This is a genomic window from Paenibacillus sp. S150, assembly GCF_019352175.1.
In the GTDB taxonomy this organism is placed as follows: Bacteria; Bacillota; Bacilli; order Paenibacillales; family Paenibacillaceae; genus Paenibacillus_AQ.
In genome coordinates, this window is the sequence record NZ_JACBYI010000010.1 from 1 (window position 1) to 15,413 (window position 15,413).

At 52.1% G+C, this 15,413-nt stretch carries 13 protein-coding genes and 1 pseudogene; 11 read left to right on the forward strand and 3 right to left on the reverse strand.

What is annotated here, in order from left to right; genetic code table 11:
* Window positions 1-599: 599 nt before the first annotated feature.
* Window positions 600-1,058, reverse strand: a pseudogene (gene tnpA, locus HYD27_RS11850) (IS200/IS605 family transposase).
* Window positions 1,059-1,491: 433 nt separating this feature from the next.
* Here tnpA and HYD27_RS11855 point away from each other — a divergent pair.
* Window positions 1,492-3,078, forward strand: a complete 1,587-nt coding sequence (locus HYD27_RS11855) for a histidine kinase N-terminal 7TM domain-containing diguanylate cyclase (protein WP_219215284.1) — start codon at window positions 1,492-1,494, stop codon at window positions 3,076-3,078.
* Window positions 3,079-3,173: 95 nt separating this feature from the next.
* Here HYD27_RS11855 and HYD27_RS11860 read toward each other — a convergent pair whose 3' ends face one another.
* Window positions 3,174-4,211: a copper amine oxidase N-terminal domain-containing protein gene (locus tag HYD27_RS11860; RefSeq protein ID WP_219215289.1), complete on the reverse strand. Its 1,038-nt coding sequence runs from the start codon at window positions 4,209-4,211 to the stop codon at window positions 3,174-3,176.
* 208 nt (window positions 4,212-4,419) lie between these two features.
* Between HYD27_RS11860 and HYD27_RS11865 the strand changes: the two genes are divergently transcribed.
* From HYD27_RS11865 to HYD27_RS11905, 9 genes are all read left to right on the forward strand, one after another.
* Window positions 4,420-5,523, forward strand: coding sequence for an MBL fold metallo-hydrolase (locus tag HYD27_RS11865; RefSeq protein ID WP_219215291.1), 1,104 nt, complete (start codon window positions 4,420-4,422; stop codon window positions 5,521-5,523).
* 69 nt (window positions 5,524-5,592) lie between these two features.
* Window positions 5,593-5,871 carry a hypothetical protein gene (locus HYD27_RS11870; protein ID WP_219215296.1) on the forward strand — a complete coding sequence of 93 codons (279 nt, stop codon included), beginning with the start codon at window positions 5,593-5,595 and terminating at the stop codon, window positions 5,869-5,871.
* 258 nt (window positions 5,872-6,129) lie between these two features.
* Window positions 6,130-6,330: a cold-shock protein gene (locus HYD27_RS11875; protein WP_019914790.1), complete on the forward strand. Its 201-nt coding sequence runs from the start codon at window positions 6,130-6,132 to the stop codon at window positions 6,328-6,330.
* Window positions 6,331-6,464: 134 nt separating this feature from the next.
* Window positions 6,465-6,695 carry a cold-shock protein gene (locus HYD27_RS11880; RefSeq protein WP_219215299.1) on the forward strand — a complete coding sequence of 77 codons (231 nt, stop codon included), beginning with the start codon at window positions 6,465-6,467 and terminating at the stop codon, window positions 6,693-6,695.
* Window positions 6,696-7,032: 337 nt separating this feature from the next.
* Complete coding sequence (locus HYD27_RS11885) at window positions 7,033-8,805, forward strand: sensor histidine kinase (protein ID WP_375373911.1); 1,773 nt, start codon at window positions 7,033-7,035, stop codon at window positions 8,803-8,805.
* The gene (locus HYD27_RS11890; RefSeq protein WP_219215302.1) at window positions 8,789-9,589 is read left to right on the forward strand and encodes a response regulator transcription factor; all 801 of its coding nucleotides are present in this window, start codon (window positions 8,789-8,791) and stop codon (window positions 9,587-9,589) included. Before HYD27_RS11885 ends, HYD27_RS11890 begins: the two co-directional genes overlap by 17 nt.
* Window positions 9,590-9,701: 112 nt before the next feature.
* Window positions 9,702-11,057 carry an extracellular solute-binding protein gene (locus HYD27_RS11895; protein ID WP_219215305.1) on the forward strand — a complete coding sequence of 452 codons (1,356 nt, stop codon included), beginning with the start codon at window positions 9,702-9,704 and terminating at the stop codon, window positions 11,055-11,057.
* A gap of 119 nt (window positions 11,058-11,176) precedes the next feature.
* The gene (locus HYD27_RS11900) at window positions 11,177-12,058 is read left to right on the forward strand and encodes a carbohydrate ABC transporter permease (RefSeq protein WP_219215307.1); all 882 of its coding nucleotides are present in this window, start codon (window positions 11,177-11,179) and stop codon (window positions 12,056-12,058) included.
* A gap of 28 nt (window positions 12,059-12,086) precedes the next feature.
* A complete protein-coding gene (locus HYD27_RS11905) occupies window positions 12,087-12,971 on the forward strand; it encodes a carbohydrate ABC transporter permease (RefSeq protein WP_219215310.1) in 885 nt (294 codons plus the stop codon).
* Between the two features lie 139 nt (window positions 12,972-13,110).
* Here HYD27_RS11905 and HYD27_RS11910 read toward each other — a convergent pair whose 3' ends face one another.
* Complete coding sequence (locus tag HYD27_RS11910; RefSeq protein ID WP_375373912.1) at window positions 13,111-14,568, reverse strand: MATE family efflux transporter; 1,458 nt, start codon at window positions 14,566-14,568, stop codon at window positions 13,111-13,113.
* 210 nt (window positions 14,569-14,778) lie between these two features.
* On the opposite strand from HYD27_RS11910, the gene hxlA reads away from it, so the two are divergent.
* A complete protein-coding gene (gene hxlA / locus HYD27_RS11915) occupies window positions 14,779-15,411 on the forward strand; it encodes a 3-hexulose-6-phosphate synthase (protein ID WP_219215317.1) in 633 nt (210 codons plus the stop codon).
* The last annotated feature ends 2 nt before the right edge of the window (window positions 15,412-15,413 follow it).

Here is a 15,413-nt window from a genome sequence, read left to right on the forward strand (position 1 = left end):
TAAGATCCAGCATCCGCTTAAAGAGCTCAAAGGGAACGTCTTTCGCTTTTTTCGAGAGCGTAGAGTGATCCACCGTTCTCAGACCGCTGAGTCCCATGCGCTGCTCGCCGTCCCGATAGCCATCCCAACTGCTGGAACGACGCTTCGGCCAAGAACAGAAAGAGGTCATACACGGTGAATATCCGCCCCACCTCCACATATTTGAGTTCCTCAAGGAGTGGAAGCATCTTTTCTTTGGGAATTACCAATTGCAGAATGTTCGAGATTGAAGTAGACTTTTTCATGAGGTCGCCTCGTTTCGGATGTTTGTGGAGTACAAACACTTTACCGAATGAGCGGCCTTTTTGCTACCTTTTTTTGGATAATCAACAGGCCTGTACTTTTTCCCACTAGGGATGATCCAGAATCCGAATGAGTTGTATTAGTTATACTTTTTACCACTAAGGCTGGCTGCCCTTTGGATGAATGGTTCAAGTTCATCTTAAACGACCACCTGCTCAAAGCAGGTGGATTTTGACATGAATGTCGACGACTAAAGTCGTTACCTAAGACTTAAGTTCTTCTGAAAGCCCATACGCTAAAGCATATTGATACTGCGACTAAAACCCGTCTTCTATTTCAAAGAATTCGTTCTTTTCTTCCACAAACTGATTTGCAATGTAATTTCTGATCATTTCTTCCGTCACATTTCCCGCAGCTGCACAAAAATATTCTCATACCCATAAATGCTGACCCCAGTATTTCTTTTTCAACTCTGGAAACTCATCCTGCAGCAATCGCGCTGATCTTCTCTTTAGATATTGCGCGATTTTATTTGGTGCCAGACTGGGTGGACTTGATAACAGTAGATGGATGTGTTTCTTTCCCACACTTCCCTGCATAATCCCGATTTCTCTCGCTTCACATCCTTGTCGTATCAGTTCCCTTGTTCTTATTGCCAGCGGCCCCTTCAATACCTTATACCGGTATTTTGTCACCCAGATCACATGATACTTGATTTCATACACCCCATGGCCGTCTAGAGACGGTGGATTTAGACCTTGCCCTTGGAAATTCAAATTCAAATTATTTAGCTGTTTATCCGCCGCAGATACCGGGTATTTATAGGTAGGTGGGAAGTGGAAGGTGTCAATTATAACGTTTGGAACAGCATGTAATGTGTATTCCGAAAGGTAGTTGATTTCACCCATGTACTATCTGAAAGGCAAGAACAAATCGAGATGGCGTCGGTTGTTTACAGGAAAAGTACCCTAGCCTGTGGAACCTGGCATAACTAAACATTCACTTCTCACCTTTTGAAGACTCTGCGGGCTGCCCGCAGGGTCTTCGTTGTATTTATATCCTCTGCGTGATGGCACCCGTGCTGCGCTGCAGAACCATTTGCGGGTCGATATCCCGGAGCACCCGGCATTTTTTGTGAGATTGATTCATTTGTGCGAAAGAGTAGGATATAATAAGGCAAAGCTATCTCGAAAATAGGAGAAATATGACATGCCGTGGATGCAGGGTTATCCGTATTATCTATTAATGGGCAGTGTTCTAAGTCTCTATATGGGCGTCAGTTCATACAGGCAACGCAAGACACCGGGAAGACGCTATTTGTGGATGTTAATGCTGCTGGTCAGCTTAATATTTGCTGCTACGGCCGGAGAAATTATGTCGGTTTCTTTTCAGGGCAAGCTTTGGTGGAAAAATCTGCAGCAGGCTCCGCTTTTTATGAGCACTATTTTTACTTACGCTTTTATCAAAGAGTATGTGACCCGGTCTACGGAAGGGCTGGCCAAGCGGCTTGCCTTCTTTTGCGTTCCGGTGGTTATTGATGTTGTGCTTATCTTTACCGATTCTTATCATCACCTGATGCGCAGTGAGGTTGGACTTGCCACAGTGTCGGGAATCACCGGAGTTGCAGTTCATCCAACGGTGCTGAGCATGATTCTGATTGCCTATGACCAGCTGTTCGGGCTGTACGCCGTATACTTGCTGGCGCTGTCTTTGCTGAATGCGCCGAAATATTATTTCAGGCGAAACCTGTTGCTGCTGGCAGGTCTGCTGATTCCGGTGGTCTCTGTCTTTTTGCTCCCGCTTCTGCGCATTACCATTACGGGCTTCACGGCATTTACTTATCTGCCGCCGATCCTTGCGGGATATCTCTCTTTGTTCCGCGATCCGCGGATGTCGCTGTATCCTCTGGCGAAGAATAAAATCTTTGAAAATATGAAAGACGGCATTGTGCTGACAGACCGCTATGACAACATTATTGATGTGAATGAGGCTGCGGACTCCATACTGTCCATCCTGCTGAAGGAGCAGCAGGGCGAAAAGAGGGACACATGGATGGGCAGGAGCATCCATCTGCTCCTCAGCCGTTATGAAGACATCGCGTCGCATTATTCGGGGCGGAGGGAAGGGCAGTTTGAGATTAACGCGCCCGGCCGGGAAGAGGTCTGGTATGGGGTTTCGCTTATTGCCACCGAGCGGGACAAAGCGGAAACCACAGGGATGCTGATTGTATTCAGCGACCTCAGCGAGAAGAAGCGGTATGAACGCGAACTGCTCCACCAGGCGACTGTAGATGATCTGACAGGTCTTTACAACCGCAGGCATTTCATGCGTTTGGTGCAGAATTACCCGGTACAGGAAGAGGCAGGCTTGGCGCTGCTGCTGTTCGACATAGACGATTTCAAACTGATTAACGATACATACGGGCATTTGGCCGGCGATCAGGCGCTGGTGGACTTTTCCGGGAAAATCCTTGAGGTTTATAAGAATAACGGGATTGCCGGGAGAGTCGGGGGCGAAGAGTTTGCCGTTTGCTTTTTTACAGGGAGCCAGAGTGCGGCGCTGAAGGAGGCTGAGAGCTTCCGGTCTACCATGGGGGAGCATGTGGTCCGTCTGGACGGCGGGCACAGCATCCGGCTGACCGTCAGCATCGGCATTGCATTTACGGAGCGCAGCGATGTCACCTTTGAGGCTCTGTACCGCCAGGCCGATGAGGCGCTGTATCTGTCCAAGGCCAACGGCAAAAACAGAGTGACGCTGGGCCGCGGGCCGGCGGTGCGCGAAACGCTTAAAGGGTGAACCCTCGGAACGGCACATTTGGCGTGCACAATAAAAGGCCGCAATTCTGCACCGGACAGAGCCGTGGCCTTTTATAATTGAGGAACACCGCACTCTTACAGAATCTTTGTATTCAAGACCATCTTCAAGGCCGTGCCCGTTGGAGGCAGGCTGCGGGTCAGGACGGGACCATAGAAGCCAATTACCTCGGCTCCCTGAACCAAACCGGATCTATCCGTTGCCTCTCCGCTTTCATTAATGATGGCGGTGTCCTCCGTCAGGCGGAGCACTACCTCGGTTTGCGATTTCTCGCTAAGGGCGCTGCCTTGAATGCGGAGGCTGACCGTGCCGTCCTCGCCGGTGATGACCTGCCGGATCGTGCCTGCCGTGCCAAGCACTTCGTCCTTAGCCATGGTATCCAGTACAGTGATTTGATAGGCCGGAGTTTGCGGAGGCAGGCTGCGGGTGGAAATCAGGGAGTGCTGTGCCTCCACGGTCATGCCGATATGGAGACCGCTGAAGGCAAGCGGGGAGCCGTCTTTGCTTAGAAGCCGGGTATCCTTGCTCACATTCAGCACAAGTCCAGCCTTACCGGTCCCCTGGATTCGTACAGATTGATAGTTGTCCGCGTTGGTGATGGCGGTGATAACTCCGGTCTCTGTGCTGTGCTCCGCTGCCGGGGCGATTACGATCTGCTGCCCTTTAACGGTAACCGATTGATACAGCACTTCGCTTGCAAAAGAGAGCGGGACATACAGCCTGTTCTGCTTCATTTGCGGAGCGGTCCCGAGCGTGGTGAACAGCTTATTGATAACATAGCGGTCCTCGCCGTTCTTTACGGCGGTGAAAATACTGCCTTTGTTCAGTTGGGCGGTCTTGGTCTGCCCATTCCAGGTGACCTTGAAGCCGAGCGCATCGGCAACGGCCCGCAGAGGAATCAGCGGCTCTTTACCGCCGGAGGACTGGAAGCCGGACCCGGAGAGGACTGATCCGTTCACGGAGATGGAGAAATTGGCAGCCGCAGCAGAAGCCGGTGTCTGTCCGGAACCATTATTTGGCGTGGCAGAAGCGCTCGGGGCTGCAGAGACGCCCCCGGTTGTAAGCGCGAGTGACAAGGTTAACAGAGTAGCGATTGTTTTCAGGACGGTGTTCATGGCGCAGGCTCCTTTGATTCCGGTAATCGGGTGTTTGAACCTTTAAACGTTATGGCCTGTGATTTTGTTGCATACCAAGTTGGACAGAATTCGGCTTGACAGCACCGGCATCCCGTTAGTCCTTCTTGGAGGCGATATTTGCCCTGCCGGCCCGGACCGCTCTATAATATGTCCATGATCTTAATATACCGGAGAGAAGGGCTGGACCATGACCTTAATTATTATCGCTGTTTCCCTTGCGGCGCTGGCCGCAGCGGCTTATATTGTGATGACCTTCTATCCCTCCTTTGGACGAAGAGCCTCAAGGAAGGAAAAACGGATCATTAGCCGCTCACTGAATTACAAGGACGGCAAGTTTGTATATCCGGCGGCAACCGTGATGATGGAAGGCAGCGTGGGAGGCGGTTTTTCCATTCTTAAGGATTTCATTAAAGGCAACCCGCGTTCCCGGCCGCAGCAGCCTCTGATTCCCCAGAAGCTGCTGCCCGGTTCGATTCAGGAGAACGGGGAAACCCGGGTGACCTGGTTCGGACATTCAGCCGTGCTGCTGGAGATGGATGGGGTAACGCTCTTCCTTGACCCGATGCTGGGCCGCTCGCCATCGCCTTTTCCGTTTGTCGGCGGCCGCCGCTACAGCAAGCAGCTGCCGGCCGAGATTTCAGAGCTGCCCCGCATAGATGCCGTGCTGCTCTCCCATGACCATTACGACCACCTCGACTACGGCTCGATCAAACAGTTGAAGGACAAGGTAGGCCTGTTCATTGTTCCGCTTGGAGTCGGTGCTCACCTGCTGCGCTGGGGGGTGAGCCGTGAGAAAATCCGCGAGCAGGACTGGTGGGATGAAATCCAGTATGCCGGGCTTACGCTGACCAGTGCTCCGGCGCGGCATTTCTCCGGCCGCAGCCTGCTGGACCGCAACACCACGCTCTGGTGTTCCTGGATTATCCGGGGAGCGCAGACGAAGATCTTTTTCAGCGGCGACAGCGGCTATGGGACCCACTTTGCCGAGATTGGGCAGAAGTATGGACCTTTTGATCTGACGCTTATGGAATGCGGCCAATACGATCCGCGCTGGGCGGATATTCACATGCTCCCCGAACAGACGGTTCAGGCGCATCTGGATGTACGCGGCGCACTGATGATTCCCATTCACTGGGCGGCGTTTACACTGTCCATGCATGACTGGACCGATCCGGTGGAGCGGGTCTTCGCAGCGGCGAGGGCGCAGGGTGTGCGGCTGGCTACACCGCGCATCGGCGAGCCGGTCTATGCGGGGGCGGCGGAGGTGCCTTCACTTGCATGGTGGAAGTAAGGAGCGCGGCAGAGCAGACGGATAGGGTACAATAGCTGTGCATAATTGCCAAGGAGCTGACGAACAAGAATGAGTGACGGAGTAAATGAACAGGAATTGGTGGAGGTATTATCCGCCAAGACAAAGGTGGACCCGAAGCTGATCCGGCTGGTGCTTAAGCATGAGCAGACCTTTATTAATAGCGCCAAGGCGGATGCCAAAGGCGGGGTGGATATCGACAATGATGATCTGGTGGACTACGTTGTCGCACAGCGGGATTTGAAGCTGGATGAACTGGCCGTGGAGCGCATTCTCGATGCGGAAATGGATTATTTAATGGATAAAGGGCTGGCGGGATATATCGATTAACCCTTGCGGCTGCCCGGCTTGCGGTCTTTGCGGAGGCCTCGGTGCCGGGCGGAATATTTTTATTTTTAGGGATTGCTTTGCTTTTGGGGAATTAGTGTGGTACAATAAATTCAAACATAAAGTTAAACCTTAATTCACATATTGTAAAGGGTTATCATTTGTGCGTATGAAGCCTTTTCCAATGTGTGAATTTTTATTTGTTCGTACAATACGTAGGAATAAAAGGACATGTGTTAATAAAATTTTGGAGGTAATATTATGCAAACAGGTACAGTTAAATGGTTCAACGCAGACAAAGGTTTCGGTTTTATCGAGGTTGAAGGCGGAAGCGACGTATTCGTACACTTCTCCGCAATCACTGGCGACGGCTTCAAGTCTTTGGACGAAGGCCAACGCGTTGAGTTCAACGTAACTCAAGGCGCTCGCGGACCACAAGCCGAAAACGTTGTAAAACTGTAATTTTGAAATCAGGCTGTCCTTAACACAAGTTGAGGGCAGCTTTTTTTTTGACATCGAACAAGCCGCTGCAGCTCTGCCATAACGCCTGTTTGGGGTATGGACATCTTCTCAATTCGAACCAAGGAGGGGTACTTATGTATTTTCGTAAAAAAGCGCTGGAGGATCTTCCCCAGGAAGACACAGCCATTTGGTCTTGCACCAAGGAGGATTGCACCGGATGGATGCGCGATAATTTTGCCTTTCAATACGTGCCTACCTGCTGGCAATGCAACTCTCCCATGACCAGAAGCATGAAGATACTGCCTATGCTTGTGAATACGAATTTTGACATGAAGGCGATCAAGAAAGGCATTACCATCACGTAATCTGCCGCTTCTGACAGCCACTCTATAGATCTAGGCCAGCAACAGCGAATATCCTTCAGCAGTCGGTTCCTTTTGGGGAACGGGCTATTTTTTTGTTTGTGCGGATTGACAAATGGGCGTAAAGGAAGATATTTTAAATAATGTGACCGAAACTTACATAATTAGAAAATAATTGAATGAGGGATAAGGAGCTGTGCCCTTAACGGAACCCTGCCAAGGGGAACTGCTAAGGGCTTTTTAGTATAGCTGAGGGGAGGGCGGCAATTCTTCTTGACAATCGGCGGAAGTTTTGGAGAATAAGGGTGGAAACGCTGCCATATGAAAGAGGGAATCCTGTGTGTATGGAAAAATCAAAGAATGGAATACGCTGCGCAATCAAATATTCATCGGGTTCTTGCTTGTCATGATGATTATTATTGTGGTTTCCGGAGCGTTCGTCTACAACAGAGTATCTTATTTGCTGAAAAATAATGCGGAACGGCATATCCAGCAGACTGCGGTGCAAGCCAATGGGAGACTCGATGCGCTGATCGGCCAGATCGACAGCCTGATGGAGCAGGTCGCGAACCATCCGACCATCCAGCAGCTGCTGACGGAAGAGCTGGATGGCAAGTCCGTGTCTTTCAATCAGCGGCAGTCGCTGCTGCAGATTATCTCCAGCTACCAGGCCTATATGCCGAGTGTGGGTTCTCTGGAGCTGTACACGGCGGATTACCGGCTGTTGTTCCCAATCAAGGATGGCAGCCTGGGCACAAGAATCAATGAATCGTATATTGCTGAAGCCAATATCCAGAAGGGCAGACTGGTCTGGATCGGCGTCGACCCGAACGATAAGGAGAGTCTGCTGGCCATCCGCCAGGTCAGTTTGATGGACCGCTGGTTCTCGCGGGGAGGCTATTTAATGGCCCGTATCCAGCGCAGCTATTTCCAGCTTGATGATCCGCTGTCCGCCAGCGACGGGGGCGAAGCTGTGCTGCTGGTGAATGATGAGGGACAGCTGCTGGGCAGCAGTGAAACGCCGCAGCCGGAATTGCTGCCCCTGCTCGCCAGCAAGGACCAGACAGTCAGCTTCCAGGATAAGGAATATGTGCAGGTGAAGCTGCGCTCGGGCAAAACAAATTGGACGCTGCTGGTGCTCACGCCGGTAAGCTATGTGACCAAAGGCCTCTCTGTTCTGAGAACGGTCCTGCTGGTCTCGGGCGGGATCGGAACGCTGCTGTTCCTAATTATGTCCTTTGTGCTGTCCACGATGATTACGAGGCCGATTATTCATTTAATCCGGGCGATGCGCAAATCCAGGCTTGGGATTCTGACCCCCAATCCGGAATCGGTATCCACCCTGGAGCTGAGGGAACTGAATTATACGTATAATGGCATGATTGCCAACATGAATGAACTGATCCGGGTGGTCTATGAAAAAGAAGTGCTGCAGAGCCGCACGGAGCTTAAAGCGCTGCAGGCTCAGATTAATCCCCATTTCTTGTTCAACACGCTGGAGGCGTTCAACTGGTCGCTTGAGGAGAAGGGCGAAGAAGAGCTGGCCGGGCTTGTGGTTGTGATGTCAAGGCTGTTCCGGTACATTATCGGAAATTCAAACAGCGACGAATGGGTTACACTTGGGGAAGAGATGGAACAGGTCAAGCGTTACCTGAAAATTATGGAGATGAGAATGGGGGACCGCCTGTCCTGGAAGATTCGGCTGGAACCGAAGGAGGCGGCTGTGCCGGTGCCTAAGCTGCTCGTTCAGCCCATTGTGGAGAATGCCATTCTCCACGGGGTGGAGAGCCGGGTAGGCAGCGGAATGGTCAGTGTCCTGGCTGCTCCGTCATCCCGTGAAGGCTGGACCCAAATAACCGTGCAGGACAACGGGCCGGGGATGGATACGGATACGCTGCAGTCACTGTACAATGCGCTTGCAGGCGGTCCGTCCATCTCTGCCAAAGGTACGGGAATAGGGCTTGTAAATGTACAGCGGCGGCTTAAGCTGTACTATGAAACGGAAGGAACGAAGATGGACGGGCTGAACATTGAGAGTAAGCCGTCCGAGGGAACGGTTATCACTTTTGAAATTCCGAACAATGGAGGATATATCTATGAATCTGGGCAATAGGACGATTCTGGTTGTGGATGATGAACCGAGAACACGGCAGGGCATCAGGCAGACGCTGGAGGTGTGGGCGGCTGGCCGCTATGCCGTAGAAACGGCTGATAATGGAATTGATGCGCGTGAGCGGCTGCTCCATGGGCGGGTGCATCTGCTGATTACCGATGTCCGCATGCCTGAAGTCAGTGGACTCGATCTGATCCGTTCGCTGGAGGGGCAAGTGCGGAAGCCGGTCATTATTGTCATTTCCGGTTACGCAGAATTCGAGTATGTGCAGCAGGCACTTAGGCTGGGAGCTTTCAACTATCTGCTGAAGCCGCTGGACAAGGGAGAACTGCTCAAGGTTGTGGAGGATGCGCTGAAGCAGGAAGTGGAACAGCAGCGCCGTGAGAAACTGGAGAAGCTGGTCGATCACAAGCTGATGGAAATCGACCCGGATACGGCAGACATGGGTGAGCCGGTAAAAGAAGCGCTGGCCTATGTGGAGCAGCATTTGCATGAGCAGCTGACCATGGCCGAGGTGGCCGGAAGAATTCACCTGAATGCCAGCTATTTCAGCGTGGTCTTCAAGGAGCAGACCGGAGTACCGTTCAGTGAATATTTGTCCCGTCTGAGAATTCAGCGGGCGAAGGAGCTGCTGCTGCAGACACGCCTGCCGGTTGGAGAGATCGGTGAACGCGTAGGCTACCGCACAGATAAATATTTTATCAAGGTATTCAAATCCCAGGAAAACATGAGTCCGAGCCGCTATCGCCAGCAAATGAAGGATGAGCGCAGCGAGATCCAATAAAAGTGGAGTTATAGCCAATGAGCGTGATCTTATAGTCCTCCGTACGCGATGCTAGAATATGTATGAGAACGGTTACATCAACCGTACAACGAAAAATATGGAGGTTATAGGAATGCCAAGGAACAAAATAGCCAAAAGCCTGGTATTGACGTCTATGCTGGCACTCGTTCTGTCGGGCTGCGGCGGGGGAAATGGGAATAATGCAGCCGGCAACAGCACCGCAGCTCCGCCGGATGCAGCGGCATCCACTAACGCCCCGGAGCAAAAAGTGACCCTCAACATGATGCATTTATGGCCGGCAGGAAGCTCGGCTCAGCAGAATAAACTGGTTGGCCAGATTATTGACGATTACCAGAAGGAGCATCCGAACGTCACCATCAAGCAGGAAGTACTGGAGAATGAGCAGTATAAGAATAAGCTGAAGGTGCTGTCGGCCTCCAACGAGCTGCCGGATGTCGGCATTACATGGGCGGCAGGGTTCATGGAGCCTTATGTGAAAGGCGGATTGTTCGCACCGCTGGATGATATCCTGAGCGGGGAGCAGCTCAAGGATAAATTTGTTCCCGGCACTACAGAAGCCTATGCGGTGGACGGCAAGACCTATGCCCTGCCCATCGAGCTGAACATCTCGCCGATTTACTACAACAAGGATATTTTTGCCCGATACAATCTGCAGGCTCCAACCACGTATGAAGAATTCAGGCAAGTTGTGAAAACGCTCTCTGACAACGGTGTAGCTCCTATCGCCCTGGGCAACAAGGACCGCTGGACCGGCTCGCTGTGGTATATGTATCTGGCTGACCGGATCGCCGGCAGTGAAACCCTGAAGCAGGCTACCGGTGGTTCCGGCTCCTTCGATGATCCGGCGCTGATCCAGGCTGCGGCTGAAGTGCAGACCCTGGTGGACATGAATGCCTTCAACAAGGGCTTCAACGGATTATCCAATGACGAAGGCAAGTCGGAGTTCATGAATGAGAAAGCGGCCATGTACCTGATGGGAACCTGGGAGCTGCCTAACTTCACGACCAATCCCGACATCCCGCAGGAATTCAAGGACAAGGTCGGATTCTTCAAATTCCCTACTGTTGACGGCGGCAAAGGAGACATTGACAGCTGGGTGGGCGGTCCCGGCGTCGGCCTGTTCGTAGCCGAGTCCTCCGAGGTTAAGGAAGAAGCCAAGGCGTTCGTGGAATACTTTGTGGCCAAATGGGGCGCGGACTCCGTAACCACAGCAGGGGTTATTCCGGCGACCAAAGTGGATACCGCCAATTCCGGGCTGCCGCAGCTGTATGTGGATCTGCTGAATGAGCTTAATAATGCCAGCAGCATCACCTTGTTTGCGGATGTGCAGATGAAGCCGAATGCCGCCCAGGTCCACCTGGATATGATCCAGGCGCTGTTCGGCAAAGCGGTGACGCCGGACCAGTTCGCCGCCAAGCATAAAGAAGCGGTGGAAAAGGGAAACTGAGCGGCCCGGTGAAGGATTGACGGAAACGGGAGTCTCCGGCGGTTGCCTGGAGCCTCCCGTTCCTCAGCTGGCGCTCAAGCTGCGGTAATCCGCAATACATGGAAAGGAGGACAAGCATTATGGAGAAAGTGATGTCGAACAAGCTGGTGATTGCACTCTACGTGCTGCCTTCCCTGCTGCTTATCATGGGCATTGTCTATATCCCGATTGTGCTGACCGGTTATTACGGGCTGAACCAGTGGGACGGAATCAGCAAGATGGTCTTTATTGGACTGGATAACTACAAAGAACTGGTGAAGGATTCCGCGTTCTGGCAAAGTGCGCTGCACTCCCTGCTGCTCGCTTTGTTCTCGGGAGTCAGCCTCATCGGCTATCTGGGGATCGCGCTGGTGCTGTCAGGCAAGATCAAAGGCGCGAATCTGTTGCGCAAAATCTATTTGGTTCCGATGCTGCTGTCTTCGGTAGCCATCGCCCAGCTGTGGCTGAAAATCTACCATCCGACGAACGGGGTGCTGAACAGCCTGCTGATGTCTCTGGGGGTTGATAATCCGCCTGCATGGCTGGCCGAGCCATCCATCGTGCTGATTGCGCTGTTCATCCCTATCATCTGGCAGTACGCCGGGTTTTATATTCTGATTTATTATGCCGCCTTGAAGAACATTCCGGAGTCGCTGATGGAAGCGGCGCGGATTGACGGGGCCAACCCTTGGCAGATTGCCGCCCGGATCAAGCTGCCGCTGATCAGCGAGGTGATCAAGGTTACAGTGGTGCTGTCGGTGGTGGGATCGCTGAAATATTTTGACCTTATCTATGTAATGACCGACGGCGGGCCGAACGGAGCCAGTGAAGTCATGGCATCGTATATGTACCATAAAGCCTTCCGCAGCTTTGACTTCGGTTATGGCAGTGCCATCGGATTCTTCCTGCTGCTGATCTGTCTGGTGGCAACCTATCTGATCCGCAGGGCTACGGCTTCCAAAGAGACGATTCAATATTCTTGACCGGTCCGCGAGAGAGGAGGAGCAATTAATGAGAACTGAAGCTGCTTACAGCCAGCCGCCCCTGCAGCAGCGGAGCGGAACCCTTCTGCTGCGCAGATCCGGTTATGGCCTGCTCTATATTGCATTGATTGCGGTGGCTGTAATCCAGTTGCTGCCGCTGGTATGGCTGTTCATTTTTTCACTGAAGAATAACCAGGAAGTCTTCAATATGGCTCCCTTTGCCATTCCGGCCCATCCGCACTGGAGCAATTACGCGAACGTATGGTCAAACGGCAACATCGGGCAGTATTTCATCAACAGTGTATGGATTACAGCGGTATCACTGGCGCTTACCGTGATGCTGGCCAGCTTTGTGACCTTTGCGGTGACCCGCATGAGATGGAAGAGCAGCTCGCTCGTGCTTGGCCTGTTCATGGTAGGGCTGATGATTCCTGTCCATTCCACGCTGATTCCCTTGTTCAGCATGTTCAACAAGCTGCATTTGACGGACAATCCGCTCTCCATCATCCTGTCGTATGTGGCGTTCAACCTGCCGACAACCATCATGATCCTGCTGGGATTCTATTATTCCCTGCCGAAGGAAGTGGAGGAAGCGGCGATTATCGACGGCTGCTCCGTGAATACGATGTTCTTCCGGATTGTGCTGCCCATGACCTCATCTGTGCTGGCAACCACAGCGATTATCAATATGATCTATAACTGGAACGAGTTCATCTTCGTCAACACGTTCATCAGCTCGGACCATTTCAAGACGCTTACGGTTGGGGTGCAGAATTTCATCGGGCAATATACAACGGATTGGGGGGCTATCGGGGCAACCCTGATGATCAGCATTCTGCCGATTCTGCTGGTATTCCTGATTATGAGTGAACGGATTGTCGAGGGGATCGCTGCCGGCTCTGTAAAAGGGTAAGAAAGCAAGCCGTCGTCAAAATGTACAAATGGGATGTCCGGCAGCCTTATTCAAGGCTTGCGGAACATCCCATTTCTGTGTGTGCAGGGAAATACGCCTAAATCAAGTTTCCCTTTCATTCCCTTCATTTTTTTATGCATCAGTGTGCCGGTGCGGCAGAGGGGAGTGCGGTCTCAGCAGTCTCTGCAGTATCGTGTTCAATCAGGCCATGCTTTTCCCAGGCCCGGCTCTTCCAGCGGAAGTACATAATGACAGCCCTGAGCCATTCGTCAAAAGCTGTAGCCAGCCACACTCCGGCAAGCCCCAGATGAAGCCGGAACACAAGCACGTAACCCAGCGGCAGACTCAGGCAAACCATGGAGATCAGGCCCATATAGACCGGGAACTTGGCATCGCCCGAAGCGCGCAGCGAGTTGATAATGACCAGGTTGCAGGTTCGTCCTGTCTCCAGGAAGATACTGAGCAGAATAACCTGGGCTCCCATCGTGACGATGTTCAGGTTGTCCGTGAACAGGCCCATCAGAGGCACGCGGAAGAAGATGACGACGGCATCAATGACCACCGTGACGAGCAACGCCCACTTTACACTGCTGAATACCCGCCTGTAGGCTTCCTCCGGCCGCCTTGCCCCGACAAGATGCCCCACAATAATTGAAGTGCCCATGGATACTGCGACGCTGAAGAGAAAAATATAGCTGGAGATATTCAGCGCATATTGGCGGGTAGCCATAGCTTCTGCACCCAGATAGGTGATGTATAAAGTGAAGATCAGCTGGCAGGATTGATAGATCACCGATTCAAAAGCGGACGGAATGCCGATTTTGAGAATCTGCAGTACATATTTTTTGGAAAGACGGATGTAATAGGTCCACTTCACCCGCACCTCCATAACTCTGTAGAGCAGCAGGAAGAAGATAATGAGGCAGATTAAACGGCTGGCTACCGTGGAAATCGCCGCTCCCTGCACACCCAGTGCGGGCAAGCCGAAATGTCCGAAGATCAGCAGATAATTGCCGGCTACGTGAATGAGGTTCATCAGCAGGGAGACCATCATCGTCTGCTTGGTGAAGCCATAGGTACGGATGGTCGTTGCGAGGGCATTGAGCAGCGCCTGCAGAAAGATTCCGCCTCCGACAATATGAATATAGACCTTGGCATGCACGAGAATATCCCCTGTAACATTCAGTGCCCTCAGCAGCGCCTCGCCGAAGAGCAGCAGGGCGGTGCTAAGAATAACGCCTACGGCCAGATTAAGTGTAACGGCATTGCCGGTGACCTCTGCGGCCTCCCTGGGCTTCTTCGATCCGAGATATTGGGATACAACAATCGCCGCGCCGTTGCCGATCACGCTGAGCACGAGGATAGCCATAGTAATAATTTGATTTGCTGCGCCTACACCGGATACGGCGTCATCCGATACCGAGCTGATCATGAACGTATCGACACTTCCCATGAGCATAAAAAGGAACAGCTCCAGAAAAATAGGCCAGGTCAGCTTAATCAAATTGAATTCCTGGTGCTTCGTTTGAGTCATTACACACCTGCTTTTAATTATTTCGCGCTGACGTTCAGCTGTAAACAAGGTGTATGTTAGCACAGCTTTCATGGAATTGCAGTATTTTTATGAAAAATGTGAAAAAACTCAACATGGATTTGCTGAACGCTGCCCTTCCAGCAGCCCGGTATCCGCACAATAGTATCCCCGGAGTAACTACATCACGATAAAGTGCCTACTTCCCTTATTGAATTTATGGACCTACAATATGTGAAGCACTTACTAAAATATATTAAAAAGGAGTTTTGATAGATGAAGCTGCAATTGGCGCTGGATCTTGTAGATATTGCCGGAGCGAAGGAAATTGTCTCGGAGGTAGCCGGATTTATTGATATTGTGGAGATCGGCACACCGATTGTAATTAATGAGGGCCTGCATGCGGTGAAGGCGATTAAGGAAGCTTTTCCTTCCCTGACTGTATTGGCCGACCTGAAAATCATGGATGCCGGCGGGTATGAGGTGATGAAGGCGGCTGAAGCGGGCGCAGACATCGTGACAGTACTTGGCGTGTCCGATGACTCGACGATCAAAGGGGCCGTAGAGGAAGCCGGGAAGAGCGGCCGGAAGATTCTGGTGGACCTGATTAACGTCAAGGATATTGCATCCAGGGCGGCTGAGGTTGACGCACTTGGCGTGGATTATATCTGTGTGCATTCCGGTTATGACCATCAGGCGGAAGGCAAAAACTCCTTTGCCGATCTGCGGGCCATCAAGGGCGTGGTGAAGCGGGCGAAGACGGCGGTTGCCGGAGGAATCAAGCTGGGCACGCTGCCTGAAGTGATTGCAGCCGGTCCCGATCTGGTGATTGTTGGCGGCGGCATTACCGGCGAAAGCGATCAAAAGGCAGCGGCGGCGGAAATGAAGCGCCTGGTCGGCCAGGCTTAAGG

Coding starts and splice junctions, on each gene's coding strand:
- HYD27_RS11870 (WP_219215296.1), top strand. CDS start 5,593: ATGAGTGACGGAGTAAATGAACAGGAATTGGTGGAGGTATTATCCGCC.
- HYD27_RS11880 (WP_219215299.1), top strand. CDS start 6,465: ATGTATTTTCGTAAAAAAGCGCTGGAGGATCTTCCCCAGGAAGACACA.
- HYD27_RS11890 (WP_219215302.1), top strand. CDS start 8,789: ATGAATCTGGGCAATAGGACGATTCTGGTTGTGGATGATGAACCGAGA.
- HYD27_RS11905 (WP_219215310.1), top strand. CDS start 12,087: ATGAGAACTGAAGCTGCTTACAGCCAGCCGCCCCTGCAGCAGCGGAGC.
- HYD27_RS11895 (WP_219215305.1), top strand. CDS start 9,702: ATGCCAAGGAACAAAATAGCCAAAAGCCTGGTATTGACGTCTATGCTG.
- HYD27_RS11865 (WP_219215291.1), top strand. CDS start 4,420: ATGACCTTAATTATTATCGCTGTTTCCCTTGCGGCGCTGGCCGCAGCG.
- HYD27_RS11860 (WP_219215289.1), bottom strand. CDS start 4,211: ATGAACACCGTCCTGAAAACAATCGCTACTCTGTTAACCTTGTCACTC.
- HYD27_RS11855 (WP_219215284.1), top strand. CDS start 1,492: ATGCCGTGGATGCAGGGTTATCCGTATTATCTATTAATGGGCAGTGTT.
- HYD27_RS11875 (WP_019914790.1), top strand. CDS start 6,130: ATGCAAACAGGTACAGTTAAATGGTTCAACGCAGACAAAGGTTTCGGT.
- HYD27_RS11900 (WP_219215307.1), top strand. CDS start 11,177: ATGGAGAAAGTGATGTCGAACAAGCTGGTGATTGCACTCTACGTGCTG.
- hxlA (WP_219215317.1), top strand. CDS start 14,779: ATGAAGCTGCAATTGGCGCTGGATCTTGTAGATATTGCCGGAGCGAAG.